Annotated in this window: 25 protein-coding genes and 1 tRNA gene; 18 read left to right on the forward strand and 8 right to left on the reverse strand. The window is 61.1% G+C overall.

The genetic code is table 11. The annotated features are described in order from the left end of the window. Positions 1-20: 20 nt before the first annotated feature. Genes DXT77_RS17445 through DXT77_RS17455 form a run of 3 tightly spaced genes read left to right on the forward strand, consistent with a single transcriptional unit; the run spans position 21 to position 1,500 of the window. The gene (locus DXT77_RS17445; RefSeq protein WP_256662976.1) at positions 21-602 is read left to right on the forward strand and encodes an RNA polymerase sigma factor; all 582 of its coding nucleotides are present in this window, start codon (positions 21-23) and stop codon (positions 600-602) included. Continuing rightward, positions 599-1,210 (forward strand): hypothetical protein, encoded by a 612-nt coding sequence (locus tag DXT77_RS17450; protein WP_119428559.1) that lies wholly within the window; start codon positions 599-601, stop codon positions 1,208-1,210. Before DXT77_RS17445 ends, DXT77_RS17450 begins: the two co-directional genes overlap by 4 nt. 20 nt (positions 1,211-1,230) lie before the next feature. Then, positions 1,231-1,500 carry a hypothetical protein gene (locus tag DXT77_RS17455; protein ID WP_256662972.1) on the forward strand — a complete coding sequence of 90 codons (270 nt, stop codon included), beginning with the start codon at positions 1,231-1,233 and terminating at the stop codon, positions 1,498-1,500. 66 nt (positions 1,501-1,566) lie between these two features. Here DXT77_RS17455 and DXT77_RS17460 read toward each other — a convergent pair. Then, positions 1,567-1,643, reverse strand: a tRNA-Arg gene (locus DXT77_RS17460). Positions 1,644-2,086: 443 nt separating this feature from the next. Here DXT77_RS17460 and gabD point away from each other — a divergent pair. The 3 genes from gabD (at position 2,087) to DXT77_RS17475 (ending at position 6,346) form a co-directional block, all read left to right on the forward strand. Next, entirely contained in the window at positions 2,087-3,529 is a 1,443-nt protein-coding gene (gene gabD, locus DXT77_RS17465; RefSeq protein WP_085712649.1) for an NADP-dependent succinate-semialdehyde dehydrogenase, read from the forward strand. Between the two features lie 186 nt (positions 3,530-3,715). After that, positions 3,716-4,993, forward strand: coding sequence for a 4-aminobutyrate--2-oxoglutarate transaminase (gabT, locus tag DXT77_RS17470; protein WP_119428561.1), 1,278 nt, complete (start codon positions 3,716-3,718; stop codon positions 4,991-4,993). A 141-nt stretch (positions 4,994-5,134) separates the two neighbouring features. After that, complete coding sequence (locus DXT77_RS17475; RefSeq protein WP_114880967.1) at positions 5,135-6,346, forward strand: response regulator; 1,212 nt, start codon at positions 5,135-5,137, stop codon at positions 6,344-6,346. Between the two features lie 25 nt (positions 6,347-6,371). Here DXT77_RS17475 and DXT77_RS17480 read toward each other — a convergent pair whose 3' ends face one another. Together DXT77_RS17480 and desA are read right to left on the reverse strand one after the other, a co-directional pair. Continuing rightward, the gene (locus DXT77_RS17480; RefSeq protein WP_119428562.1) at positions 6,372-7,361 is read right to left on the reverse strand and encodes a sensor domain-containing diguanylate cyclase; all 990 of its coding nucleotides are present in this window, start codon (positions 7,359-7,361) and stop codon (positions 6,372-6,374) included. A gap of 144 nt (positions 7,362-7,505) precedes the next feature. Then, entirely contained in the window at positions 7,506-8,690 is a 1,185-nt protein-coding gene (desA, locus tag DXT77_RS17485) for a delta-9 fatty acid desaturase DesA (protein ID WP_119428563.1), read from the reverse strand. Between the two features lie 146 nt (positions 8,691-8,836). On the opposite strand from desA, the gene dibA reads away from it, so the two are divergent. The 6 genes from dibA to DXT77_RS17515 all read left to right on the forward strand — a co-directional run bounded on the left by dibA (position 8,837) and on the right by DXT77_RS17515 (position 15,128). Then, positions 8,837-10,756, forward strand: coding sequence for a phosphodiesterase DibA (dibA, locus tag DXT77_RS17490; protein WP_119428564.1), 1,920 nt, complete (start codon positions 8,837-8,839; stop codon positions 10,754-10,756). A 190-nt stretch (positions 10,757-10,946) separates the two neighbouring features. After that, positions 10,947-11,129 carry a sulfur starvation response protein OscA gene (oscA, locus tag DXT77_RS17495; RefSeq protein ID WP_085733386.1) on the forward strand — a complete coding sequence of 61 codons (183 nt, stop codon included), beginning with the start codon at positions 10,947-10,949 and terminating at the stop codon, positions 11,127-11,129. Between the two features lie 132 nt (positions 11,130-11,261). After that, complete coding sequence (locus tag DXT77_RS17500) at positions 11,262-12,275, forward strand: sulfate ABC transporter substrate-binding protein (RefSeq protein WP_065257482.1); 1,014 nt, start codon at positions 11,262-11,264, stop codon at positions 12,273-12,275. Between the two features lie 155 nt (positions 12,276-12,430). Next, complete coding sequence (cysT, locus tag DXT77_RS17505) at positions 12,431-13,249, forward strand: sulfate ABC transporter permease subunit CysT (RefSeq protein WP_007952818.1); 819 nt, start codon at positions 12,431-12,433, stop codon at positions 13,247-13,249. A 13-nt stretch (positions 13,250-13,262) separates the two neighbouring features. After that, positions 13,263-14,135, forward strand: a complete 873-nt coding sequence (gene cysW, locus DXT77_RS17510) for a sulfate ABC transporter permease subunit CysW (protein WP_011331905.1) — start codon at positions 13,263-13,265, stop codon at positions 14,133-14,135. A gap of 3 nt (positions 14,136-14,138) precedes the next feature. Continuing rightward, positions 14,139-15,128 (forward strand): sulfate/molybdate ABC transporter ATP-binding protein, encoded by a 990-nt coding sequence (locus DXT77_RS17515; RefSeq protein ID WP_119428565.1) that lies wholly within the window; start codon positions 14,139-14,141, stop codon positions 15,126-15,128. A gap of 84 nt (positions 15,129-15,212) precedes the next feature. On the opposite strand, the gene DXT77_RS17520 is transcribed toward DXT77_RS17515, so the two are convergent. Then, complete coding sequence (locus DXT77_RS17520) at positions 15,213-15,737, reverse strand: DUF962 domain-containing protein (protein ID WP_119428566.1); 525 nt, start codon at positions 15,735-15,737, stop codon at positions 15,213-15,215. Between the two features lie 85 nt (positions 15,738-15,822). Here DXT77_RS17520 and DXT77_RS17525 point away from each other — a divergent pair, with 85 nt between their 5' ends. After that, the gene (locus tag DXT77_RS17525; RefSeq protein ID WP_119428567.1) at positions 15,823-16,506 is read left to right on the forward strand and encodes a Crp/Fnr family transcriptional regulator; all 684 of its coding nucleotides are present in this window, start codon (positions 15,823-15,825) and stop codon (positions 16,504-16,506) included. A 124-nt stretch (positions 16,507-16,630) separates the two neighbouring features. Here the strand turns inward: DXT77_RS17525 and uraH are convergent, their stop codons facing one another. Both uraH and DXT77_RS17535 read right to left on the reverse strand, forming a co-directional pair. Next, entirely contained in the window at positions 16,631-17,041 is a 411-nt protein-coding gene (uraH, locus tag DXT77_RS17530; protein WP_119428568.1) for a hydroxyisourate hydrolase, read from the reverse strand. 16 nt (positions 17,042-17,057) lie between these two features. Beyond that, positions 17,058-17,540, reverse strand: a complete 483-nt coding sequence (locus DXT77_RS17535; protein WP_119428569.1) for a heme-binding protein — start codon at positions 17,538-17,540, stop codon at positions 17,058-17,060. Between the two features lie 136 nt (positions 17,541-17,676). Between DXT77_RS17535 and DXT77_RS17540 the strand changes: the two genes are divergently transcribed. The 4 genes from DXT77_RS17540 (at position 17,677) to DXT77_RS17555 (ending at position 21,314) form a co-directional block, all read left to right on the forward strand. After that, positions 17,677-18,357 carry a heavy metal response regulator transcription factor gene (locus tag DXT77_RS17540; protein ID WP_119428570.1) on the forward strand — a complete coding sequence of 227 codons (681 nt, stop codon included), beginning with the start codon at positions 17,677-17,679 and terminating at the stop codon, positions 18,355-18,357. Then, positions 18,347-19,735 (forward strand): heavy metal sensor histidine kinase, encoded by a 1,389-nt coding sequence (locus tag DXT77_RS17545; protein WP_119428571.1) that lies wholly within the window; start codon positions 18,347-18,349, stop codon positions 19,733-19,735. The genes DXT77_RS17540 and DXT77_RS17545 overlap by 11 nt, the downstream gene beginning before the upstream one ends. A gap of 114 nt (positions 19,736-19,849) precedes the next feature. Continuing rightward, a complete protein-coding gene (locus tag DXT77_RS17550; RefSeq protein WP_119428572.1) occupies positions 19,850-20,098 on the forward strand; it encodes a helix-turn-helix domain-containing protein in 249 nt (82 codons plus the stop codon). Further along, the gene (locus DXT77_RS17555) at positions 20,091-21,314 is read left to right on the forward strand and encodes a type II toxin-antitoxin system HipA family toxin (RefSeq protein WP_119428573.1); all 1,224 of its coding nucleotides are present in this window, start codon (positions 20,091-20,093) and stop codon (positions 21,312-21,314) included. Before DXT77_RS17550 ends, DXT77_RS17555 begins: the two co-directional genes overlap by 8 nt. A gap of 15 nt (positions 21,315-21,329) precedes the next feature. Here the strand turns inward: DXT77_RS17555 and DXT77_RS17560 are convergent, their stop codons facing one another. After that, positions 21,330-22,334, reverse strand: coding sequence for an AraC family transcriptional regulator (locus DXT77_RS17560; RefSeq protein WP_085733379.1), 1,005 nt, complete (start codon positions 22,332-22,334; stop codon positions 21,330-21,332). Between the two features lie 100 nt (positions 22,335-22,434). Here DXT77_RS17560 and DXT77_RS17565 point away from each other — a divergent pair, with 100 nt between their 5' ends. Next, positions 22,435-23,508: a fatty acid desaturase gene (locus DXT77_RS17565; protein ID WP_119428574.1), complete on the forward strand. Its 1,074-nt coding sequence runs from the start codon at positions 22,435-22,437 to the stop codon at positions 23,506-23,508. 53 nt (positions 23,509-23,561) lie between these two features. Here DXT77_RS17565 and DXT77_RS17570 read toward each other — a convergent pair whose 3' ends face one another. Continuing rightward, positions 23,562-25,172 carry an arylsulfatase gene (locus DXT77_RS17570; RefSeq protein ID WP_119428575.1) on the reverse strand — a complete coding sequence of 537 codons (1,611 nt, stop codon included), beginning with the start codon at positions 25,170-25,172 and terminating at the stop codon, positions 23,562-23,564. Positions 25,173-25,178: the final 6 nt, after the last annotated feature.

Consider the following 25,178-nt stretch of genomic DNA (forward strand, 5'->3'; position numbering starts at 1 on the left):
TGAAGGGGTTTATCAGCCAGCTGTTTGCCAGCGCAGACAGCCTTGATGCCAGCAGCGACGAATCGCTGCTTGCTCGTTATCGCGAGGGCGACGGCAAGGCGTTCGAGATCTTGTACGCCCGCCACCGTCAGGGCCTGTACCGGTTTCTGCTCGGTTTGAGCGGCAAGCCGGAGCTGGCCGAAGAGGTGTATCAGGAAACCTGGCTGAGCCTGATCCGCAGCGCCAGTCAGCCACAAGGTCGGGCGACTTTTCGTACCTGGTTGTTTCAGATTGCCCGCAATCGTCTGATCGATCACTGGCGCAAGCACGGCACCCATCAGTCGTTGCATGACAGCTACGACGAACAGACCCATGCGGTCAGTGACGACGCGAGCGACCCCGAACAACTGCTGAGTCTCAGCCGCGACAGCCTGCGCCTGGACAGCGCGCTGCAAACCCTACCTGCCGACCAGCGCGAAGTGTTCCTGCTGCGCGCCCACGGCGACCTCGACCTGGCGCAAATCGCCAGCCTCACCGAAACACCGCTGGAAACCGTCAAGAGCCGCTTGCGCTATGCCCAGCAAAAACTGCGTCGGCTGCTGGCCGAGGAGGTACTGACATGACGGACACCCGCCAGACACCCGAAGAGCAACTGCTCAAGCATTATCGCGAGCAACAGCACGGCGAGCCGCCGGCGAAGCTCGACGCATTGATTATCAGCGCCGCACATCGCCAGGTCCCGGTACCGAAACCGAGCTTGTGGCAGCGTTGGCTCAAGGTTTGCCAGACCCCGCGTTATCAGGTGGCTTTCGCCAGTCTGGTCGGTATCGCGCTGATGCTGTCGCTGGTGCAGCGCGCCCCGGAACCTGTGGCTCATTACGATTTTGCCCCCGCTGCCAAACCTGCTGCGCCACTGGCCCGCAAGGAGTCCATCGAATCCCGGACCTTGTCAGCCCCTGCTGGCGCGCTGTCCGCGCCTGCGCCTGCACCGATGGCGGAAATGGCCGCACCGATGCAAAGCGAATCGATCAGCGCCGACAGGGCGGACGAAGCCAAAGTCAGCAAACGCGCTGCTGCCCCGGCCAATGGCCTCGATGAGCAACTGCGCGAAGTCCTTCGCCTGCGCGAATCCGGTCAATCTCAGGCTGCCGATACCCTGTACAACAATCTGCACAAGCGTTACCCGAGCGTGAATCTGGACCTGCGCCTCGAACAAATCCGCCAGAACTGACCGGTTGATCGACCAGCCATTTGGCATTGCCCCGCAAAAACGCGCACTATCGGTTCATTGCCGATGCGCAGGAGGATGCCGTGGCCCAAAAAATCGACCGCATCGCCCAAATGCTCAACTGCCCGGTCAAGGGTGAGGAACTGCGGCGAGCTGTGACGGAGAGTCGCAAGGAGTTTCTTCTGGCCAAGCAGGCAGAAGAGGATTCGGAGGAAGACGTTCTTGATGACGAGTGGATCGAGGACGACGAAGACGATGATGAATATGACGAGTTTGACTGGACGACGGAGTGAGTCGCCAACCAGCAGGCACAAAAAAGCCTCAGACCTTTCGGCCTGAGGCTTTTTCGTTTCTGTTCATGGCGCACCAGGCGGGATTCGAACCCACGACCCCTGCCTTCGGAGGGCAGTACTCTATCCAGCTGAGCTACTGGTGCAGCGGGCGACATCATACCTAGGTCGGCTCGGGGCGTCCATGCCGGGTTTTGGCGCTGATTGTCAGTGCGCGTGTCGGTCGAAAGCGCTGCATTCCATAAAGCTGTAACGTCTTGCAAAAGGCTCGCTTGGCGCTTTGGCGGGACTGAACTAAGGTTTCGTTGCGGCGCAGGCTTGTTGCTCGTTGATCTGAAAAGTCCGGCAAAAGCGGCGTTTTTGTTCTTTTTTTCGAACGACCTATTGTCCTTTACCCCCTTTGATCCTAGGATCCGTTTGAGATTTCAAACGCTCTTTGATCGGGTGCCGAGCCGCACGTGTTTGCAACCGTGCACTATTCAGGTGCTTGAGCCCGGTGAATGATTTCCCTGACGGCAGCCTTGCGAGGCGCCTTTCTACAATCATAATTTTGCTCCGCGCTGGCCGCGGTGCTGTTAAGGAAGCCGACATGCAGCTTAAAGACACCCAGTTGTTCCGCCAGCAAGCCTTCATCGATGGCGCTTGGGTCGACGCGGACAACGGTCAGACGATCAAGGTCAACAACCCGGCCACCGGCGAAATCCTCGGCACCGTGCCGAAGATGGGTGCTGCCGAAACCCGCCGCGCGATTGAAGCCGCCGACAAAGCGCTGCCGGCCTGGCGTGCACTGACCGCCAAGGAGCGTGCAGGCAAACTGCGTCGCTGGTTCGAGCTGATCATCGAGAACCAGGAAGACCTGGCTCGCCTGATGACCCTGGAGCAGGGCAAGCCACTGGCCGAAGCCAAGGGCGAAATCGTCTACGCCGCTTCGTTCATCGAGTGGTTCGCCGAAGAAGCCAAGCGCATCTACGGCGACGTGATTCCGGGCCACCAGCCGGACAAGCGCCTGATCGTGATCAAGCAGCCGATCGGCGTGACCGCCGCCATCACCCCGTGGAACTTCCCGGCGGCGATGATTACCCGTAAAGCGGGCCCGGCCCTGGCCGCCGGTTGCACCATGGTGCTCAAGCCTGCTTCGCAAACCCCGTTCTCCGCTTTCGCCCTGGCCGAACTGGCCCAGCGCGCCGGTATCCCTAAAGGTGTGTTCAGCGTGGTCTCCGGCAGCGCCGGCGACATCGGCAGCGAGCTGACCAGCAACCCGATCGTGCGCAAACTGTCCTTCACCGGCTCAACCGAAATCGGCCGTCAGCTGATGTCGGAATGCGCCAAGGACATCAAGAAAGTTTCCCTGGAACTGGGCGGCAACGCGCCGTTCATCGTGTTCGACGACGCGGACCTGGATAAGGCCGTCGAAGGCGCGATCATTTCCAAGTACCGCAACAACGGCCAGACCTGCGTCTGCGCCAACCGTCTGTACATTCAGGATTCGGTCTACGACGCGTTCGCCGAGAAGCTGAAAGCGGCCGTGGCCAAACTGAAGATCGGCAACGGTCTGGAAGATGGCACCACCACTGGCCCGCTGATCGACGAGAAAGCCGTGGCCAAGGTGCAAGAACACATCGCCGACGCCGTGGCCAAAGGCGCCACCGTGCTGGCCGGTGGCAAGCAGATGGAAGGCAACTTCTTCGAGCCGACCATCCTGACCAACGTGCCGAAAAATGCTGCAGTGGCCAAGGAAGAAACCTTCGGCCCGCTGGCGCCGCTGTTCCGCTTCAAAGACGAAGCCGAAGTGATTGCGATGTCGAACGACACCGAGTTCGGTCTGGCTTCGTACTTCTACGCTCGTGACCTGGGCCGTGTGTTCCGTGTGGCGGAAGCCCTGGAATACGGCATGGTCGGCGTCAACACCGGGCTGATCTCCAACGAAGTCGCGCCATTCGGCGGCATCAAGGCTTCGGGCCTGGGCCGTGAAGGCTCCAAGTACGGCATTGAAGATTACCTGGAAATCAAATACCTCTGCCTGGGCATCTAAGCCTCGGTAGAAGATCGCTGTAAACGCAAAGGGCACGAGAGCGCTGTCCCTTTGCGTCGTTTCAAACCGGAATTTTCTCTGCGGCCGGGAACGCCGTGGCAGTCGATCATCGCATGCTGCCACCGCCGATTCCTCCCGCTTAATCCTTGAACCACGCCGCCCGATGAGCGGTGAATGAGGACTGTAATGAGCAAGACTAACGCTGACTTGATGGCCCGCCGTATCGCCGCTGTTCCACGTGGTGTTGGCCAGATTCACCCGATCTTCGCCGAGTCCGCGAAGAACGCGACCGTGACCGACGTTGAAGGTCGCGAGTTCATCGACTTCGCCGGCGGTATCGCCGTGCTGAACACCGGCCACGTGCACCCGAAAATCATCGCCGCCGTGACCGAACAGCTGAACAAGCTGACCCACACCTGCTTCCAGGTTCTGGCTTACGAGCCGTACGTTGAGCTGTGCGAGAAAATCAACGCTCGCGTACCGGGCGACTTCGCCAAGAAAACCCTGCTGGTGACCACCGGTTCCGAAGCCGTTGAAAACGCCGTGAAAATCGCTCGTGCCGCCACTGGCCGCGCTGGCGTGATCGCCTTCACCGGCGCTTACCACGGTCGCACCATGATGACCCTGGGTCTGACCGGTAAAGTCGTGCCTTACTCGGCCGGCATGGGCCTGATGCCAGGCGGCATCTTCCGCGCGCTGTACCCGAACGAACTGCACGGCGTGAGCATCGACGACTCGATCGCTTCCATCGAGCGCATCTTCAAGAACGACGCCGAGCCGAAAGACATCGCCGCGATCATCATCGAGCCTGTTCAGGGTGAAGGTGGCTTCTACGTCGCGCCGAAAGAGTTCATGAAGCGTCTGCGTGCCCTGTGCGACCAGCACGGCATCCTGCTGATCGCTGACGAAGTGCAGACCGGCGCAGGCCGTACCGGCACTTTCTTCGCCATGGAACAGATGGGCGTTGCTGCCGACCTGACCACCTTCGCCAAATCCATCGCTGGCGGCTTCCCGCTGGCCGGTGTCTGCGGCAAGGCCGAATACATGGACGCCATCGCTCCAGGCGGCCTGGGCGGCACCTACGCCGGTAGCCCGATCGCTTGCGCCGCTGCTCTGGCCGTGATGGAAGTGTTCGAAGAAGAAAAACTGCTGGATCGCTGCAAGGCTGTCGGCGAGCGTCTGGTCACCGGCCTGAAGGCCATCCAGGCCAAGTACCCGGTGATCGGCGAAGTCCGTGCCCTGGGCGCCATGATCGCTGTCGAGCTGTTCGAAAACGGCGACAGCCACAAGCCAAACCCGACTGCAGTTGCTGCTGTCGTGGCCAAGGCACGTGACAAGGGCCTGATCCTGCTGTCCTGCGGCACCTACGGTAACGTACTGCGCGTACTGGTTCCGCTGACCTCGCCGGACGAGCAACTGGACAAAGGTCTGGCGATCATCGAAGAGTGCTTCTCGGAGCTGTAATGCCGGGCACTGTGTGATCGGATCGACAAAAAACCCGCTTCGGCGGGTTTTTTTACGCTTGCTGAAACACATACCCCGCATTCGAGCTGTATCGAATCGCCAGCATTGGCTAAGGTTCAAGCATTGCTAGGGAGGGCGAGCATGACTGCCGTCGAATTACCCGCTGTACCCCGAGTCCTGATTGCCGAGGCCGACCCCTGGTCTCGTGACCTGCTCAAACAGGTTTTGCTCAACGTGCGCTGCGATGCGCGGCTGGATCTGTGCGCCGATGGCCAGGAGGCGATGTCTCTGCTCGGCGAAGTGCCCTATGACCTGGCGATCGTCGACTGGGAATTGCCTGGCGTCGATGGCTTGAATGTGTTGCGCAGTGTCCGCCAGCGCAAACGCAATCCGCCGTTGCCGTTCATTCTGATGAGCAGCCGCAACGACAGCGCCAGCGTCCGTGAAGCCCTGCCGCTGGCCCCCACGGCCTATCTGGCCAAACCCCTGAACATGGAAAGCCTGACCGAGCGTTTGCAGGGGCTGCTGCTCAATGCCGGTCAGGAAGTATTCTGCGAAGTGCCCGCACTGGCGCCGGGCATGACCCTGTCGGTGTTCCTCGAGCGTCGTCGCGAGCAGGCCGACGGCGCGCCGTTGATGACCGACGTGCAAGTGGCAGTCAAACGCAGCCTCCACCCCAACGGGCTGGATCTGAAGCTGCTGGAAGAGGAAATCCGCACCGACCCGCAGATCACTGCGGTGTTGATCGCAGCGGCCAACAGCGCCGCTCAGCACCACGGCGCGGCGGTACAGACCCTGGCCCAGGCGCTGCATCGCCTGGGCACCGGGCAAAGCATGAATCTGATTCTTGGCCTGGCGCTCAAGCGCAGCGCCAGACTCAGCGATCCGTGTCTGGCGGACTACGCGGAGCGCTATTGGGGCCTGTCGCTGCACACCGCTGAATACGCGCGCACCCTGGCGCGTCTGCTCGACCTGGATCAGGAGCGCTGTTACTGCGCCGGTATGCTCCATCGTCTCGGCGATCTGGCACTGCTGCGTTGTTTGCAGGAGTGGAAGCAGGCCGGCGGCGAGCTGGATGAACTGGAAGAAGTCGGCGATGCGCTGGCGGAGTTCGGTGCGGCCTACGGCTCGGCGTTGCGTACCCGCTGGCGCCTGCCACTGGAGCTGCGCGAGCTGATTGCCTCGGTCTACCAGCTCGGTGGCGGGGTGTATTCCCGTGAGGCGCTGGTGATGAACATGGCGGCGCAGATGGCGCGGCTGACCGAGCACGAGGGCGTCGAGGAGCTGGCGAAGAGCCGTACGGCGCGCTTGCTCAAGATCGGCTTGCCGGAGCTGATGCGGATGCGCAAATAGCGCTTGTCCTGCATCAGCGCGGTGTTCAGGCCGAGATGATCCGGTTCTTGCCCTGACGCTTGGCCTCGTACATCGCTGCATCGGCCCGGGCGAACAGGGCGTCGAGGCTTTCGTCTTCCGGGGTGAGGCTGGTCAGGCCCTGGCTGACGGTGATGCCGAACGTCTGTTCGCCGTGGCTGAAGCTCAATCGCTGGATTTCCTGTTGCAGCCGCTCGGCCACCTGCATCGCCATGTCCGGCGCACAGCCCGGAAAAACCGCAGCAAACTCTTCACCGCCAATCCGTCCGAACAGGTCTCCCCGGCGCAGCGAGGCACGCCCGCATTCGGCGATCCGTTGCAGTACGTTGTCGCCTTCCGGGTGACCGTAGGTGTCGTTGATCACCTTGAAGTCATCGATGTCCAGCAGCAGAAATGCCAGTGGCGCCCCCTGCAGGCGGGCCTCTTCAAACTCGCGATTGGCGCATTCGAAGAAGTGTCGACGGTTGCTGCTTTGGGTCAGCACATCGGTGGTGGCCAGACGCTGCAGCTCGGTTTCCATTTGCTTTTTTTCGGTGATGTCCTCGGCGATGCCGACGATGATCACCGGTTGCCCCGGTTCTTCCTGGCGGTTGATGAAGCATTTGTCGCTGATCCAGCGCACCTGGCCGTTGGCGTCGATGATCCGGTATTCGCGGTCTTCCACGGCGCCCTTGTGCAGCACTTCGGCGAGGCTACGCTCGGCGTACTCAAGGTCGTCGGGGTAGATGCTGTCGCGCCACTGGTTGTAGTCGGCGAGCAGCAGGGCTGCCGAGCGGCCAAAAATCCGTTCATAGGCGGGGCTGACGTACAACACCTGACGGGTTTCCCAGTTGAAGGCCCAAAGCACGGCGTTGACACTGACCAGCAGCGAGCTGAACAACTGTTCGCGTTCGCTCAGGCGCGCGACTTCGCCCTGGGCGTGCATCAATGCCATCAGGGTTTGTGCGGCCTCGGGCCACTGGGGAAGGGATGAGTCTTTTTGATTGTTGTTGACCATCGACACGGATCTCAAAGGGCGTGCCGGGAAGTCGACAACGGCCACGGGACAGCCCGCCGGGGTGGCGAAGTGTCTTTGAGATAAGGGATCGGGGGTGAAGTTCCGAAGGGTGCGCCCGGGAGCCGGGCGCACCGATCAACGGCATCAGACGGCGGCAGGGCGCAGCGAGTAGGTTTTCAGCTGGTCGGCGAATTCGCGCAGGGACTGGATGCCACTGGCCTCGGCTTCGTGGACCCATTCCTTGATGGCCGCAAGCATGTCGTGGCCATTTGCGCTGGTCTTGACCCAGATCTGCTGCAGGGCCAGGCGTTTCTCGTAGATTACCTTCAGCGCCTGGCTGTGCTCGAGCATGTTCTGGATGCGCGCGTGGTGGCGGTCCTCCAGCAGGCTGGTTTCACGGGAAAGCAGACGCTTGGCGCGGTGGAACTGGTGGCGTACCGAATGATCGACCTTGGCCAGTTCCTGCTTGACCAGCGGCCCGATCACCAGCTTGCGGTACTGGGCCATGATCTGGAAGCGGTTGTTGAGGATCGCCATGGCGGTGTCCATGTCCAGGCTGCCCTTGCCTTCGACGCGGTGGGCGATCGGCGCAACGCGCTGCACCTTGGCCAGACGCAGGAAGCTGAAGACCTGGATCCAGGCCCAGCCGAGGTCGAACTCCCACTTCTTGACCGACAGCTTGGCCGAGTTGGGATAGGTGTGATGGTTGTTGTGCAGCTCTTCGCCGCCGATCAGGATGCCCCACGGCACCAGATTGGTCGCGGCATCACGGCATTCGAAGTTGCGGTAGCCAATGGCATGGCCGAGACCGTTGACCACGCCGGCGGCCCAGACCGGGATCCACATCATCTGGATCGCCCAGATAGTGATACCGATGGTGCCGAACAGCATCAGGTCGACGACCGCCATGATTGCGATGCCCAGCAGGCGATAGCGGCTGTAGAGGTTGCGCTCGATCCAGTCTTCCGGGCAGTTCTTGCCGTAGATGCGCAGGGTCTCGGGGTTCTGTGCTTCTTCGCGGTACAGCTCGGCACCTTTGCGCAGGACGGTGGACAGGCCTTTGACGACCGGGCTGTGCGGGTCATCCTCGGTTTCGCATTTGGCGTGGTGTTTGCGGTGGATGGCGGTCCACTCGCGGGTGTTCTGCGCCGTGGTCAGCCACAGCCAGAAGCGGAAGAAATGCTTAAGCCCGGCATTCAGCTCCAGGGAGCGATGGGCCGAGTAGCGGTGCAAGTAGACCGTGACGGCAACAATCGTCACGTGGGTCATCAGCAGGGTCACGGCGACCAGTGACCAGGCCGACAAGCCAAGAAAACCTTCGTACCACATAGGCTATAGGGCCCTCGATAGAGAAAAAACAGCCGTTGCATTATCACCAAGCACACAGATAAAACCAGTCGCCCTTTCAGATAAGAGATGGCTGGATGTTTCTTGACCTATAATCCCGACATTTTTGTAGGGACATGGACGGCCGAATGTCTGCCACATACCGCGATGCCTTGCGTGCAGCGCTGCTTTACCTGGTTCTTGCCGTTGTCTGGCTGCAAGGCATTGGCTATTTATTGAACAGTTTCTTCGATAGCTCTGATCAGTTGCTGCGTTGGCAACTGATCAACGGCTATGCCTTTGTGGTGTTCAGCGCCGGTTTGATCTTTCTTGCCCGGGCCCGCCTGTTCGAATGCCTGGGCATCGGTGCCCGGTTGCGTGAGCGTCAGGCCGATCGCGAACGCCTGCGTCAGGCCGCGGCGGTGTTCGATTGCACCCGCGAAGGCGTGCTGGTCACGGACCGCCAGGGGCTGATCGTGCACGTCAATCGCGCCTTCATGGAAATCACCGGCTACCAGCGTGAAGAAGTCATTGGCCAGCAGCCCAGCCTGTTCAAGTCCGGGCACCATCCTCCGGGTTTCTATCAGGCGATGTTCGCCACGCTGCAGGCGAAGGATGAATGGAGCGGCGAAATCTGGAACCGGCGCAAGAGCGGTGAAATTTATCCACAGTGGCAAACCATCCGGGTGATTCGCGACGAGGACGGTCGGCTCAGTCATTATGTCGCGGTGTTTTCCGACATCAGCGCGATCAAGGACTCCGAGCACGAGCTCAAGCACCTGGCCCACCACGACCCGCTGACCGACCTGCCCAACCGCCTGCTGTTCAGCGACCGCGCCGAGCAGGCACTGGCTTCGGCGCAGACCCACAAGCGCGGCTGCGCGCTGCTGATGATCGATCTGGACCACTTCAAACTGATCAACGACAGCCTCGGCCACAACATCGGAGATCGCCTGCTCAAGTCGGTCGCCGTGCGTTTGCAGGCGCTGTTCGGGTCGGGCATCACCCTGGCGCGCCTCGGTGGCGATGAATTCGCGGTACTGATGGAAAGTTGTCCACAGCCAGCGCAGGCCGCAGCGCTGGCCCAACGGATTCTCGATGCGCTCAAGGAACCGTTCTGCCTCGACGGCCATGAACTGTTCATCAACGCCAGCCTCGGCATCAGCCTGTTTCCCAGCGATGCGCTGAGCGCCGAACAACTGCTGCGCAACGCCGACGCCGCATTGTTCAAGGCCAAGAGCAGCGGCCGCAACGGCTACGCCTTGTACACCGAAGAACTCACGGCGCACGCCCAGCAACGGGTCGAGATCGCCTTCGAACTGCGTCGCGCACTGGAGCAGCAGGAGCTGCGGGTCTACTACCAGCCCGTCCACGACTTGCAGACCAGCCGCCTGATCGGTGTCGAGGCCTTGGTGCGATGGGAGCACCCACAGCGTGGCCTGGTGTCACCCGCGGAGTTCATCCCGATTGCCGAGCGTACCGGGATGATCTCGGAAATCGACGCCTGGGTCATGCAGCAAGCTTGTCGGCAGATGTGCCAGTGGCAACAGGCCGGCGTGGTGCTGTCGTTTGTCGCGGTGAACGTTTCGTCGCGACTGTTCGCCCGCCGCGAGTTGTATCAACAGGTGGCGCAGGTGCTGCACGATACCGGCCTCGATCCGGCCTATCTGGAGCTGGAAGTCACCGAAAGTGCAGTCATGGACGACCCGGAAGTGGCGCTGGAGCAGATGCATCGCCTGCGCGAACTGGGGATTCGTCTGGCCATCGATGACTTTGGCACCGGTTATTCGTCGCTGCTGCGGCTCAAGCGCCTGCCGGTGCAGAAGCTCAAGATCGATCAGGGTTTTGTCGCCGGCCTGCCGTGGGACGAGGACGATGCCGCCATTGTCCGGGTGATCATCGCCCTGGCTCGCAGCATGGGCATGCAGGTACACGCCGAAGGTATCGAGCAGGCCGAGCAAGCTTCGTTTCTGCTGGAGCAGGCGTGCGATCTGGGGCAGGGCTACTGGTTCGGGCGGCCGGTGCCTGAAACGCAGATCGACTGGGTCAGAGCGCCGGCAATCGGCTGAAGGCTGTGCGCAGCGGGTTTGCGAACGGGCAAATCCGCCGCAAACCCTTGCTGCATCACATAATGTTTTCCAGTTATATAAACATTCTTAAATAGTCTTTTTAAGAATATCTGCGCCTCTCTTATATTGCTTCCACGCCGAACGCAGTGCCGCCCACTGCCAGGCATATCCCATACAAAGGAGCAGCACCATGAGCGCATCCCTGCGTAGCGTTGACGGTCAGGACGAAACCACCATCTTGCGTGAAATCCAGAGCGCCCTGCGCGACCTGCGTTTCGGCGCGGTGGAAATCACTGTGCACAACGCCCAAGTGGTCCAGATCGAACGCAAAGAGAAATTCCGTCTGCAGCAACCGGGTAACAAGCCGGCCTGATTCGTAGTCTGCGGCAGCTCCTGCGGGGAGCTGTTGGCAGAAGCTGCCACAGGCTGCGGTCGTTGAATGAGCAACCCGATTCCAGCAATACATAAGAAAAAGCCACCACCAAGAATTCCAGGAGCTTTCACCATGTCGTCGATTCGCCGTTACGCTCTGGCCGCCCTGGCCAGCGCCGTGTTTGCCGGTTCCGCGGTTGCCAAGGATTACGAACTGCTCAACGTTTCGTATGATCCGACCCGCGAGCTGTATCAGGATTACAACGCCGAATTCGTGAAGTACTGGCAGGCAGAGCACGCCGGCGACACCGTGAAAATCCAGCAATCCCACGGCGGTTCGGGCAAGCAGGGCCGTGCAGTGATCGATGGTCTTCGCGCCGACGTCGTGACCCTGGCCCTGGCCGGCGACATCGACGAAATCGCCAAGCTCGGCAAAACCCTGCCGGCCGACTGGCAGAAACGTCTGCCGGATGCCAGCACCCCGTACACCTCGACCATCGTGTTCCTGGTGCGCAAGGGCAACCCGAAAGGCATCAAGGACTGGGGCGACCTGATCAAGAACGACGTCTCGGTGATCACGCCGAACCCGAAAACCTCCGGCGGTGCGCGCTGGAACTTCCTCGCGGCGTGGGCCTACGGCCTGAAAGCCAACGGCGGTAACGAGGCGAAAGCCAAGGAATACGTACAGACCCTGTTCAAGCACGTTCCGGTCCTGGACACCGGCGCCCGTGGCTCGACCATCACCTTCGTCAACAACGGTCAGGGTGACGTGTTGCTGGCCTGGGAAAACGAAGCCTTCCTGGCGCTGAAAGAAGACGGCGGCAAGGACAAGTTCGACATCGTCGTGCCTTCCTTGTCGATCCTCGCCGAACCACCGGTGGCCGTGGTCGACAAGAACGCCGAGAAGAAGGGCAACGAGCAGATCGCCGAAGCCTACCTCAAGCACCTGTACAGCCCGGCCGGCCAGGAAATCGCGGCGAAGAACTTCTACCGCCCGCGTGACAAGGACGTGGCCGCCAAGTACGCCCAGCAGTTCCCGAAACTGGAGCTGGTGACCATCGACAAGGACTTCGGCGGCTGGAAAACCGCACAGCCGAAATTCTTCAACGACGGTGGCGTGTTCGACCAGATCTATCAGGCGCAGTAATCTCGATTGAAACAAGCCTGATGCCCAGGCACTAGACATGTGGGAGCGAGCCTGCTCGCGAAGGCGGTATTTCAGGCGACAGGGATGTTGACTGATACTCCCTCTTCGCGAGCAGGCTCGCTCCCACACTGATGCGTTTTTAACCAAGGACTTTTATGTCGCGTCGTATCTCCCCCGTCATACCCGGCTTCGGGCTGACGCTGGGCTACACCTTGGTGTACCTCAGCCTGATTGTGCTAATCCCGCTGGCGGCGATGTTCGTCCACGCCGCCCAACTCACCTGGGATCAGTTCTGGACGATCATCTCCGCGCCCCGTGTTCTCGCCGCATTGAAGCTGAGCTTCGGCACCGCGCTGTGCGCCGCGATCATCAACGGCATCATCGGCACGTTGCTGGCCTGGGTGCTGGTGCGCTACACGTTCCCGGGGCGCAAGGTGATCGATGCGATGATCGATCTGCCGTTCGCCCTGCCGACCGCGGTGGCCGGTATTGCGCTCACTGCGCTGTACACGCCGACCGGGCTGGTCGGGCAATTTGCCGCCGACCTCGGTTTCAAGATTGCCTACACCCCGCTCGGGATTACTTTGGCGCTGACCTTCGTGACGCTGCCGTTCGTGGTGCGCACGGTACAGCCGGTGCTGGCCGACATCCCGCGTGAAGTCGAAGAAGCGGCGGCGTGCCTCGGTGCCAAACCGTTGCAGGTGTTCCGCCACATCCTGCTGCCGGCGCTGTTGCCGGCCTGGCTGACCGGTTTTGCCCTGGCGTTTGCCCGGGGCGTTGGCGAGTACGGTTCGGTGATATTCATCGCCGGCAACATGCCGATGAAAACCGAGATCCTGCCGCTGCTGATCATGGTCAAGCTCGACCAGTACGATTACACCGGCGCTACCTCCATCGGCGTGTTGATGCTGGTGGTTTCCTTCGTCCTGTTGCTGCTGATCAACTTGCTGCAGCGGCGCATCGAAACCCCATAAGGAGGCGCGAACCATGTCCCAATCGTCTATTGCGGCCGCGTCCTCGGCCAACGCCGCCCGCCGTGGCAGCGCCACTTCGCGCAGAATCCTGATCGGCCTCGGCTGGCTGATTTTCTTCCTGTTTCTGCTGCTGCCGCTGTTCATCGTGGTGTCGCAGGGATTGAAGAACGGCCTCGGCGCATTCTTCACTGCGATCTTTGAACCGGATGCCTTGTCGGCGCTGAAACTCACCGTGATCGCGGTGCTGGTGTCGGTGCCGCTGAACCTGGTGTTCGGTGTCAGCGCCGCGTGGTGCGTGAGCAAATACTCGTTCCGTGGCAAGAGCATGCTGGTGACGCTGATCGACCTGCCGTTCTCGGTGTCGCCGGTGATCGCCGGTCTGGTCTACGTGCTGATGTTCGGCGCCCAGGGCCTGTTCGGGCCGTGGCTGCAGGATCACGACATCCAGATCGTCTTCGCCCTGCCGGGCATCGTGCTGGCGACGATCTTCGTCACCGTGCCGTTTGTGGCCCGTGAGCTGATCCCGCTGATGCAGGAACAAGGCACTCAGGAAGAGGAAGCCGCGCGCCTGCTCGGCGCCAATGGCTGGCAGATGTTCTGGCACGTAACCGTCCCCAACATCAAATGGGGCCTGATCTATGGCGTGGTGCTGTGTACTGCGCGGGCCATGGGTGAGTTCGGTGCGGTGTCGGTGGTTTCCGGGCACATTCGCGGGGTGACTAACACCTTGCCGCTGCACGTCGAGATCCTCTACAACGAATACAACCACGTGGCCGCGTTCGCCGTGGCGAGCCTGTTGCTGATCCTGGCGCTCTTCATCCTGCTGCTCAAGCAGTGGAGCGAAAACCGTATCAACCGCCTGCGCGCCAGCGCCGCGGAGGAATAATTCATGTCGATCGAAGTGCGTAACGTCAGCAAGAATTTCAATGCGTTCAAGGCGCTGGACAACATCAGCCTGGACATCCACAGCGGTGAACTGGTGGCGCTGCTCGGCCCGTCCGGCTGCGGCAAGACCACCCTGCTGCGCATCATTGCCGGTCTGGAAACCCCGGATAACGGCAACATCGTGTTCCACGGCGAGGACGTGTCCGGCCACGACGTGCGGGATCGCAACGTCGGTTTCGTGTTCCAGCACTACGCCCTGTTCCGCCATATGACCGTGTTCGACAACGTCGCGTTCGGCCTGCGCATGAAACCGAAAAACCAGCGCCCGACTGAAAGCCAGATCGCGACCAAGGTCCACGAGCTGCTGAACATGGTGCAACTGGACTGGCTGTCGGATCGTTATCCGGAGCAACTGTCCGGCGGCCAGCGTCAGCGTATCGCCCTGGCCCGCGCCCTGGCGGTAGAGCCGAAAGTGCTGCTGCTCGATGAGCCGTTCGGCGCCCTCGACGCCAAGGTGCGTAAAGAGCTGCGCCGCTGGCTGGCGCGCCTGCACGAAGACATCAACCTGACCTCGGTGTTCGTGACCCACGACCAGGAAGAGGCGATGGAAGTGGCTGACCGCATCGTGGTGATGAACAAGGGTGTGATCGAGCAGATCGGCTCACCGGGCGACGTCTACGAAAACCCGGCCAGCGATTTCGTCTATCACTTCCTCGGCGATTCGAACCGTCTGCATCTGGGCGATGACAATCACGTGCTGTTCCGCCCGCACGAAGTGTCGCTGTCGCGGCATGAGCTGGAGGATCACCACGCCGCTGAAGTCCGCGATATCCGGCCGCTGGGTGCGACCACGCGGGTGACGTTGAAGGTTGAGGGGCAGGCTGATCTGATCGAGGCGGAAGTGGTGAAAGACCACGACAGCCTGACCGGGTTGGCCAAGGGTGAGACGTTGTTCTTCAAACCGAAGGTCTGGCAGAAAGTCGCCAGCCTTTAAAGTAAAAGCATCGTCGGATCGCCGCCCGCAGCAGGCTGGCTCCCACAGAAGATTTGTGGGAGCCAGCCTGCTGGCGATCACGGTCTAGACAGCCGCGCGATTCGGATTGACCCGCACCACACCCGCCCGCGCCTCGATCTGCTCTTTCAGCTCATGCCGCATCCCGAGCATGAACGCCAGTTCGGCCACCACAAACAGCGGCCCGACAATCAGCCCGCTCAAGTCATCCACAAACGCCGGTTTGCGCCCCTCATAGTGGTGCCCGACAAACTGGATCGCCCAGCCAATCACAAACATCGCCAGACCTGCGCTCAGCCAGACCAGGGTGCTCTGCTGTGCCAATACATGCCCGGCCCAGACCGACAACCCCATCAACAAGGTCATCAGAACCCCGAGCTTCAGTTCCAGGCGCAGGTAAAACCATGCCGAAGCGAGGGCCGCAATAACCGCCGGGGAAATCCACAATCCGCCTACCGACCATTCCGGCCGCGACAACAGCACGGCCACCGCCACCACAATCAGCGGAATCCCGATAAAGTGGCTGGCGATGTTGCGCGGGTCACGGTGGTAAGCGGCGTATTGACTCAAATGATCGACGAGGCTTTTCATTGTTGTTCCTCCTGTAGGGTGATCGAATCATGCCCCGGGTTCACGGCTTGCTCTGTCAGGCAGGCGACAATCTTTAGGAGAACGCATGGAAAAGGTCTGGCGCGAGCGCCTGCTGACCGGGCAATGGTTCAGTCATCTGCCTTCGTCCTTTCAGGATAGTCTGCTGGCGGCGGCAAAGGAGCGGCGGCTGGCGGCGGGGCAGCGGCTGTTCCAGCGCGGCGATGCGCCGTGCGGGCTGTACGCGGTGCTCGACGGCGCGGTACGTATCGGCGCGGTCAGCGAGCAGGGCAAGGAGGCGTTGCTGAGCCTGGTGGAAGCGCCGCACTGGTTCGGCGAAATCTGCCTGTTCGACGGCCAGCCCCGCACCCACGATGCCTACGCGGTCGGGCCTTGCACCTTGCTGAACATTCCCCAGGCCACGCTGCTGAAACTGCTCGACGAACATCCCGTCTACTGGCGACATCTGGCCCTGTTGATGAGCCACAAACTGCGCCTGACGTTCATCAATCTCGAACAATTGAGTCTGCTGCCGGCCCCTGCGCGTCTGGCCCATCGCTTGCTGATGATCGCCGAAGGCTACGGCGAACTCGCCCCGCCACGCCGGGTGTTGCAACTGCCTCAGGAACAGTTGGCGTCGATGCTGTCGCTGTCGCGGCAGACGACCAATCAGATCCTCAAGGAGCTGCAGGGGCAGGGGATTATCGGGTTGAGTTATGGCGAGATCGAAATCCTCGACGCCGCGCGATTACGCGCACTGGCGATCCTATAAAAGACACCGACAATTTCCTGTGGGAGCTAGCCTGCTAGCGATAGCGGTCGATTAGCCAACGTCGAGGTGGCTCACAGATCTAATCGCTAGCAGGCTAGCTCCCACAAGGGGTCTTGCGATCTTCTTACGAACCGCGATAAGTGGAGAAGCCATAAGGGCTGAGCAGCAACGGAATGTGATAGTGCTGATCCGTCTGCTTCACTTTGAAGATCACCGGAATCTCCGGGAAAAACGTCTCGTGCTTCGCCTTCTCGAAGTACTCGCCAGTTTTGAACACCACTCGATATTCACCCGTCTCGAACGGTTTGTTCGCCGGGAACAGTTCGGCGATCCGTCCCTGTTCATTGGTGGTGCCCTGCGCCAGCGGCTGCCAGTCCTGGCCCACGTGTTTCTCCAATGTCACGTTGATGCCTGGCGAAGGCAGGCCGTTTTCCAGATTGAGCACGTGCACGCTCAACGGGTTGCCGGCGGCCAGCGCCAGGCTTGAAAAAGCGCACAGGCCGAGCGCGGCGAAAGTGATTCGTAGTGGGGACATGGTGATGCTCCTGGGTTCAAGTACGGTTGAGGGACAAGCCGAGAGTTTCGGCAGCCTTGATCGCGCAGTTTTCGTCCTGCTCGCCGCCGCCGGAACCGGCCACGCCCATGGCGCCGACCAGTTCTTTTCCGGCAAACAAAGGGATGCCGCCGCCGAGCAACAGCAATTCATCGAGGGTGTTGAGGTTGGTGGCTTCCGGATTGTTTCGGGCGCGTTCGGCGAACAGCCGGGTCGGGGTTTTCGTCGATAGCGCGGTATAGGCCTTGCGTTGGCTGGCGGCGGTGTTGTGCGGGCCGATACCGTCGCCGCGCAAGGTCACCAGCAGGTTGCCGCCACGGTCGAGCACCGACACCGTGGCGGTGCAGTGTTCCAGCGCCGTGTCGGCCAGCAGCCGTGCAGTTTTCAGATCTAGATCAGCGTGGCGTGGCAGCTCAGGCGCAGCGAACGCGGCGGTGCCGAGGCCGATTGCCAGGCTGGCAATCAAGTAATTGACGGTCATGGGCAGGCTCCAAAAGCGAAGGCCGCCACCTTATCCGCCAGTCCCCGTCGAAACCTCGTCAGCCGGATTACAAGTTTGTAATGGGCAACGCCGCCGAAGGCGCCTAGCCTGTGTCTCTGATCAATCGAGGTGTGCCATGCGTTTGCTGGTCGTAGAAGATGAAGCCAAAACCGCGAATTTCCTCGCCAAAGGGCTGGGCGAGTCGGGTTTCGCCGTGGACGTGGCACTGAATGGCCTCGACGGGCGCTACTTCATCGAGCAGCAGGCATATGACCTGATCATCCTCGACGTGATGCTGCCGGGCCTCAACGGCTGGCAATTGCTCCAGCTGATCCGTCAGCGTGGCGCCACACCGGTGCTGTTCCTGACAGCGAAAGATGCAATCGAAGACCGTGTGCGTGGCCTCGAACTGGGGGCCGATGACTATTTGCTCAAGCCGTTCGCCTTCGCTGAATTGCTCGCGCGGGTACGGACGTTGTTACGGCGCGGGCCGATGCGCGAAGCCGAGTCGTACAGCATCGCCGATCTGGAAATCGACGTGCTGCGCCGCCGGGTCAGCCGTGGCGGCCAGCGCATCGCCCTGACCAACAAGGAATTCGCCCTGCTGCATTTGCTCGCCAGCCGACAGGGTGAAGTGCTGTCGCGCACGCTGATTGCCTCGCAGGTGTGGAACCTGAATTTCGACAGCGACACCAACATGGTCGAAGTCGCGGTGCGCCGCCTGCGTTCGAAGGTCGATGATCCGTATATGCCCAAACTGATCCACACCGTGCGTGGGGTCGGTTATCAACTGGAAGCGCCTGACGATGCGCTCTAGATCCATTGCCTGGCGCCTGGCCCTGGCATTCGCTGCAGTCTGCGCCTTGGTACTCAGCGCGATTGGCGTGTTCCTGTATCGCTCGCTGGCCTCGGAAATCGCCTGGCGCGACGACATGGCGTTGCGTGGTCGTCTGGAACAGGTGCGCGCGCTGCTCGCCGACAGCGACAGCCTCGACGCCTTGCAGGCGCGGCCACGGCTGTACCAGAACATGCTCGGCAACCTCGACAGTCTGCTGCTGGTGCAACGCGCGGACGGCTCGAATGTGATCACGATCAACCCTCGCCAACGCGCACTGCCGTCCGTGCAGGCCATCCCCAGGGATCAACCGCCGCAACGCCGCGATGTGCTGACCTGGAAGGCGCCCGACGGTGTCGAGCTGGCCCTGTTATCAGGTCAGGCCCAAGGGCCGAACGGCGAAGCATTGACCGTGATCGCCGGCAAGGTCTTGAGCGAGCGCGAGCAGATGCTCGGCAGCTATCGCCTGCGCTTGTATCTGGCCGTCGGCCTGGGTGCCGTGCTCGCTTTCACGCTGGGCCTGGTGCTGTTGCGCCGTGGTTTGCAGCCTCTGCGCAAGCTGAGTGAAGCGCTGCGCGGCATCGACCTGCGCAGCCTCGACCAACGGGTGCCCACCGCCGGCACGCCATCGGAATTGCTGGAGCCGGTGCACGCGCTGAACGGCATGCTCGTGCGGCTGGACGACGGCTTCCAGCGTCTCTCACAGTTTTCCGCCGACCTTGCCCATGAAATCCGCACGCCTCTGCACACCCTGCTCGCCAGCAACGGCCAGGCACTGAACTATCCGCGCAGCAGCGCGGAATATCAGGAAGTGTTGGCGTCAAACATGGAAGAATTCGAACGGCTTAAGCGCATGGCCGAAAACCTGATGTTTCTCGCTCGCGCAGAGCAGGCCGAGCGGGCGCTCGATCTGCGCACGCTGAAGCTGCACGAAATCGGCGATCAGTTGTGCGACTACTTCGAAGCCCTGGCCGATGACCGGGGAATCCGCCTGGAAAACACGTTCAGCGGAGAATTGCTGGCAGATCAGCAACTGCTGCAACGCGCCTTGGGTAATCTGTTGGCCAACGCCGTACGCCATGCTGACGCCGGCTCGGTCATCAGCCTGCGCCGGCGCGGTGAGCCAGGCGTGTTCTGGCTGCAAGTGCACAACCTCGGCCCGGCCATTGCGGATGAGCATCTGGGTAAACTGTTCGACCGCTTCTACCGCGTCGATCCGTCCCGCGCGGAGCCGGGAGATTCCGGCGGATTGGGATTGGCGATCGTGCAGTCGATCATGCAATTGCATGGAGGGCAGGTGCGGGTCAGCAGTGATGCAACGGGTACGGTTTTTGAGCTTGGATTTGTAACCAGTCGCTGATCGACCTGCACATGCCGTTTCATCTGAGCTAGACTCGCCTTAAATTGGCATCAAATACGATGCATATATATTTAAACTCGGTTTATTGCACTGCATACAGTGCATTGGTGTGTCATGGAACAGTTGGGCGAACTGATCAGAAGTCTGCGCAAAGCGCAAAAGCTCTCGCAACAGGCGCTGGCACAGCGATACGGCATGAGCCGCGCCACTATTTCGGGGATCGAAAACAACACGATTTCTGAAATTGGTCTGCGCAAAGTCGAGGCCATCCTCAATGGCTTCGGCTATGAGCTGACTGCGGTTCCAGTGAGAGCGCAACGCCCTACACTCGACGCGTTGCAGAAGGTCAATTTCCATGACTGAGCCTGCAGATCGCTTGCATATCACCGTCGCTGATAGCCCGGTCGGAACCCTCGGTCGAGGGCAGCCGGGCATGGACAGTGTGTTCAGCTATCGCGAGGACGCCATCGACGAAAATGCGGTGTCGCTGACAATGCCGACCCGGCTGGAGAGCTACGTCTGGGAGCGGGGCATTCATCCTGTCTTCGAAATGAATCTGCCAGAAGGCGCGCTGCGCGATGAGCTGGTTCGACGCTTCAGTAAGGCTGTGCGCGGTTTTGATGATTTCGCCTTGCTCGCTATTGTCGGACCGCATCAGTTGGGACGGCTGGCGATTACCAGCGGGTCGACGTCCGAGCGTCAGCCCGAAACTTCACTGGCTGAGCTTCTGGTGCATGACGGTGCCCAGGGACTGTTCGATGATTTGCTACAGAAGTACGGCCAATACTCCGGGGTTTCGGGTGTGCAGCCCAAAGTGCTGGTGCGCGATAGTGCGGCAGCAGTTGATCGCTTGACCCACCGAGGCTCCACACATCTGGTCAAAGCCTTCCGTCCCGAAGAGTTTCCCGAGCTGGCGACCAACGAGTACTTCTGTATGCGCGCCGCGGCGCTTAGCGGACTTGAAGTACCAAAGTTTGAATTGAGTGAGCGGGGCAAGTTTCTGGTGGTCGAGCGTTTTGACCTGTTTGAGCACGGCTATCTGGGTTTCGAAGACTTTTGTGTACTCAACGGCTGGCCTTCCAGAGCCAAATACGATGGTTCTTACGAAGGTGCTGCCCGACAGATCAAAGCCTTTGTTTCACCTGCGCTGTTGAGTCAGGCGCTGGAGGCTTTTTTCAAGATCGTGGCGCTGTCAGCGGGACTGAAAAACGGCGATGCGCACCTGAAGAACTTCGGTGTGCTGTATGACCATTGCGGTGCGCAGGCCTCGATCCGGCTCGCCCCGGCTTACGACATCATCACCACATCGGTTTACATCAGGAACGACAGCCTGGCGTTGCTGTTGGGCGGGTCGAAGGCATGGCCCAAGTACAAGGCACTCATCCGCTTCGGCCGTACGGCGTGCAATCTGACGGAAGGCCGGTGCAATGAACTGCTGCAGCAGGTTGTTCATGGCATGCAGGCGGCAATGGCGGAAATGCTTGAGCATTGCCGAACCCATGAGTCGTTCGCCGAGGTGGGTACGGCAATGATCGAGCAATGGAAGTCCGGGATTGAACGCAGCCTGACCAAGGGTTGAGCGCCCCCTGTGCGCTCAACGCAACTGATCCCGAAACTGCCCCGGCGTCATCCCCGTCCAGCGTTTGAACGCGCGGCTGAAACTGCTCGTGTCAGCAAAGCCCAGCAGATAACTGACCTCGCTCAGCGAGCATTGCGGATCGCGCAGGTGCAGCAGCGCGAGGTTCTCGCGGCTTTCATTCAGCAGCGTATCGAAGCGACAACCCTCGTCCGCCAGATGCCGTTGCAGGCTGCGCAGGCTCAGGTGCAGGGCCTGGGCGATGCGTTCGGCGCTGGGTTCGCCTTCGGGCAGTTGTTCTTCGATGGCGTCGCGTACCTTGCGCTCCCAGGTCAGCGGCTTGAGCTGGGCGAGGGTGCGTTTGAGCACGGCTTCGTTGTGCTCGGCCAGTTCCGGGTTGGCGTCGTCGAGATGGCTGTCGAAGTCGGTGAGGGCGAACTCGATGCGGTCTTCTTCGGCGGAAAAATGCACAGGCGAGCGGAACACCTTGTGCCATTGATGCGCATCGGCCGGTTCCGGGCGACGCAGGTACACCGCCAGCGGCGCGTAGTCGCGGCCCAGGCGATTGCGGCAGGTGCGCACGTAGATCGCGGCGAAGGCGTCGATGGCTTCGAAGGCCGGGGCCGGGTTGTCGGCCGGGATTTTCAGGCGAAACCGGTAGCGGTCTTCGCTGCGGGTCAGCTCCAGCTCCAGCGCGTCGCTGACCACCTGGTGATAACGCACGATCCGCTCGAACACTTCCCGCAGGCTGCCGCTGGCCACCAACGCATATCCCAACGCGTGAAACGTCGTGGGGCTGACGAACCGCGACACCCGCAAACCGATCGCCGGATCACCGCTGACCTGCACCGCGATTTCCCACAGGCGTGTGGTCGCGGACAACGGATAGCGCGCATTCGGGTCGTCCATCAGTTGCGGATCGAGCCCGGCCTGCTGGCACAGGGCAGTGCTGTCCAGCCCAAGCGCGTCGAGTTGCTTGCGCAGGGCACGGGTCCAGCTGGCGAGAGAAGTCGGTTCCTTCATGCTGATTGGCGCTTCCGGTCAACAGGTTGGCGTTCTCGGCTACCGCGTCCGGACCCTGCGGGGGACAGGATGCGAACATCAATAACCAGAGGATGGAAGCATGGACCGTACTTCTGCAAGTCCCCAGCGACACAATGCTGCCCAGCGATCAGCGCATATTCGCGAAGTAGTGCTGGCCAAAGGCGTCGAGCTGCGCGAGCGCTACCCGATTCTCAACCATCAGGACGCCCTCGGCGCGGGGATTCTGGCGTTTGCACTGGCCGGGATGATCGGTTCGGCGGCGCTCTACATCACCGGGCACATGGCGTGGTGGGCGTGCCTGTTGCTCAACGCGTTTTTTGCCTCGCTGACCCATGAGCTCGAACACGACCTGATTCACAGCATGTATTTCCGCAAACAGCGCGTGCCGCACAACCTGATGATGGGCCTGGTGTGGCTGGCGCGGCCGAGCACCATCAACCCGTGGATCCGCCGCCATCTGCACCTCAACCACCACAAAGTGTCCGGTACTGAAACGGACATGGAAGAACGGGCGATCACCAACGGTGAACCCTGGGGTTTTGCGCGGTTGCTGATGGTCGGCGACAACGTGATGTCGGCATTCATCCGCATGCTTCGGGCCAAGACCTGGGCGCACAAGTTCAGCATCATCAAGCGTTCGTTGAAGGTCTACGCGCCGCTGGCGCTGGTGCATTGGGGCGCGTGGTATGTGTTCCTCGGGTTCCATGCGGCCAACGGCATCGCTTACCTGATGGGCTCGCCGATTGAATGGTCAGCGACCACGTTGTCGGTGATGCAAGTGATCGACATAGCCGCTGTGGTCATCATCGGGCCGAACGTGCTGCGCACCTTTTGCCTGCACTTCATCAGCTCGAACATGCATTACTACGGGGATGTGGAGCCGGGCAATGTGCTTCAGCAGTGCCAGGTGTTGAATCCATGGTGGTTGTGGCCGTTGCAGGCGTTCTGCTTCAACTTCGGCAGCAGTCACGGGATTCATCATTTTGTGGTGAAGGAGCCGTTCTACATTCGCCAGCTGACGGTGCCGGTGGCGCACAAGGTGATGCGGGAGATGGGGGTTCGGTTCAATGATTTCGGGACGTTCGGGCGGGCGAACAGGTTTGTTCGCAAGGAAGAAGTTTTGCAGAAAGAAGTGCAGACGGCTCAGGCTTGAAGGTATCCGAAGCTATCGCCGGCTGACCGGCGATAGCCCTGCATCAGCCACCCTCAATCCGGCTGAAACGGCGACTCACTCAAAATTACCCCGGTCTCTTCCACATACTTCTGCCAGTGCCCGATCAAGGTGTTGAGCTTGTCCGGCTGACTCGACGCCAGGTCATGAATCTCCCCCGGATCACTCCCCAGATCATAAAGCTGCCAGGTCGCCGGCCCCACCGGACCGGGGATCCACACCGCCTTCCACTGCCCCTGCCGAATCGCCCGGCGCCCGAACAACTCCCAGCCAGTGACGGTATGTTCGTCATGCACCTGCGCCGTCTCGCCGGACAAGAACCCCAGCCACGATTTACCGCGCAACGGCGCCACCGGTTTGCCGTGCCACTGTTTGCCCGGATGCCGCACGCCGGCCAGATCGAGGATGGTCGGCGTGATGTCCATCACCGTGCCGAAACCATGACTGATCTGCCCTTTCAGCGACAGCTGCGGATAGTGCAGCAGCGCCGGAACGCGAATCCCGCCCTCGGTGGTGAACGCCTTGAACAGGCGTGACGGCGCGGTCGCCACCTGCGCCCAGTTCGGCCCGTACCAGACGTAGGAATTGGCGCGGCCGATGTTGTCGAGGCTGTTGTCGTAATGCTGGCTCAGATACGTCACCAGCTCCGGGCCGAATTTCGGGAAGGCCTCCAACAGCGCGCCTTCGGCACCGTTGTCGGACATGAACAGGATGAAGGTGTTGTCGAGCTGGCCCTGCTGGCGCAGATAGTCGACGACGCGGCCGATGTTCCAGTCCATGCGCTCGACCATTGCCGCGTAGACCTCCATCGCCCGGGCGGAGATCCGCTTTTGCTCATCGCTCAGCGCGCCCCATTGCGCGGTCAACTGGATCAGCGGATGCGGTTCGACATCCGGCTCGATCAGGCCCAATTCCTTGAGTTTTTCCAGACGCTCAAGGCGCAGCACTTCCGGCCCCGCGTCGTAGCGGCCGCGGTATTTTTCGACGATGTCGGCGGGCGCCTGCAACGGCCAGTGCGGCGCGGAAAACGGCAAGTAGGCGAAGAATGGCCGGCTCTGATCGCGCTCCTTGAGGTACTGCAACAGCTTGTCGCCGAACGCGTCGGAGGAATAGAAATCCTTCGGTAACTCGTCGATGAACGTGTCGTCCTCGATGTACAGCGCCGGGGTGGATTTCAGCAGGCCGGGCGTGTGTTCATCGTAGGTCGGTTCGAATCCGTAGTGGTTCGCCGCGCCGGGCAACAGCGAGAACGAACGCTCGAAGCCACGGGCGTGGGGCGCCAGTTCGGCGGTCAGGCCCAGGTGCCATTTGCCGCTCATCAAGGTCTGATAACCGGCCTCGCGCAGCAACTCCGGCAACGCGACGACACGGTCGTTGAGGTAACCCTCGTAACCCGGTTTGCCGATCAGCTCCGGGGTCAGGGTTTCGGCCATGGTGCCGATGCCGGCGATGTGGTGATCGGTGCCGGTGAGCAGCATCGAGCGGGTCGGCGAGCAGGTCGGTGCGGTGTGAAAGTCGGTCAGTCGCAGACCGTTGTTGGCCAGGGCATCGAGGTTTGGCGTGGCGATTTCGCCGCCGAAGGCACCGATGTCGGAGAAGCCGAGATCATCGGCCAGAATCACCAGAAAATTGGGACGTTGCGGCATCAACAG

Origin of the sequence: Pseudomonas sp. 91RF, assembly GCF_003576265.1 — a bacterium.
Taxonomy (GTDB): domain Bacteria; phylum Pseudomonadota; class Gammaproteobacteria; order Pseudomonadales; family Pseudomonadaceae; genus Aquipseudomonas; species Aquipseudomonas kribbensis.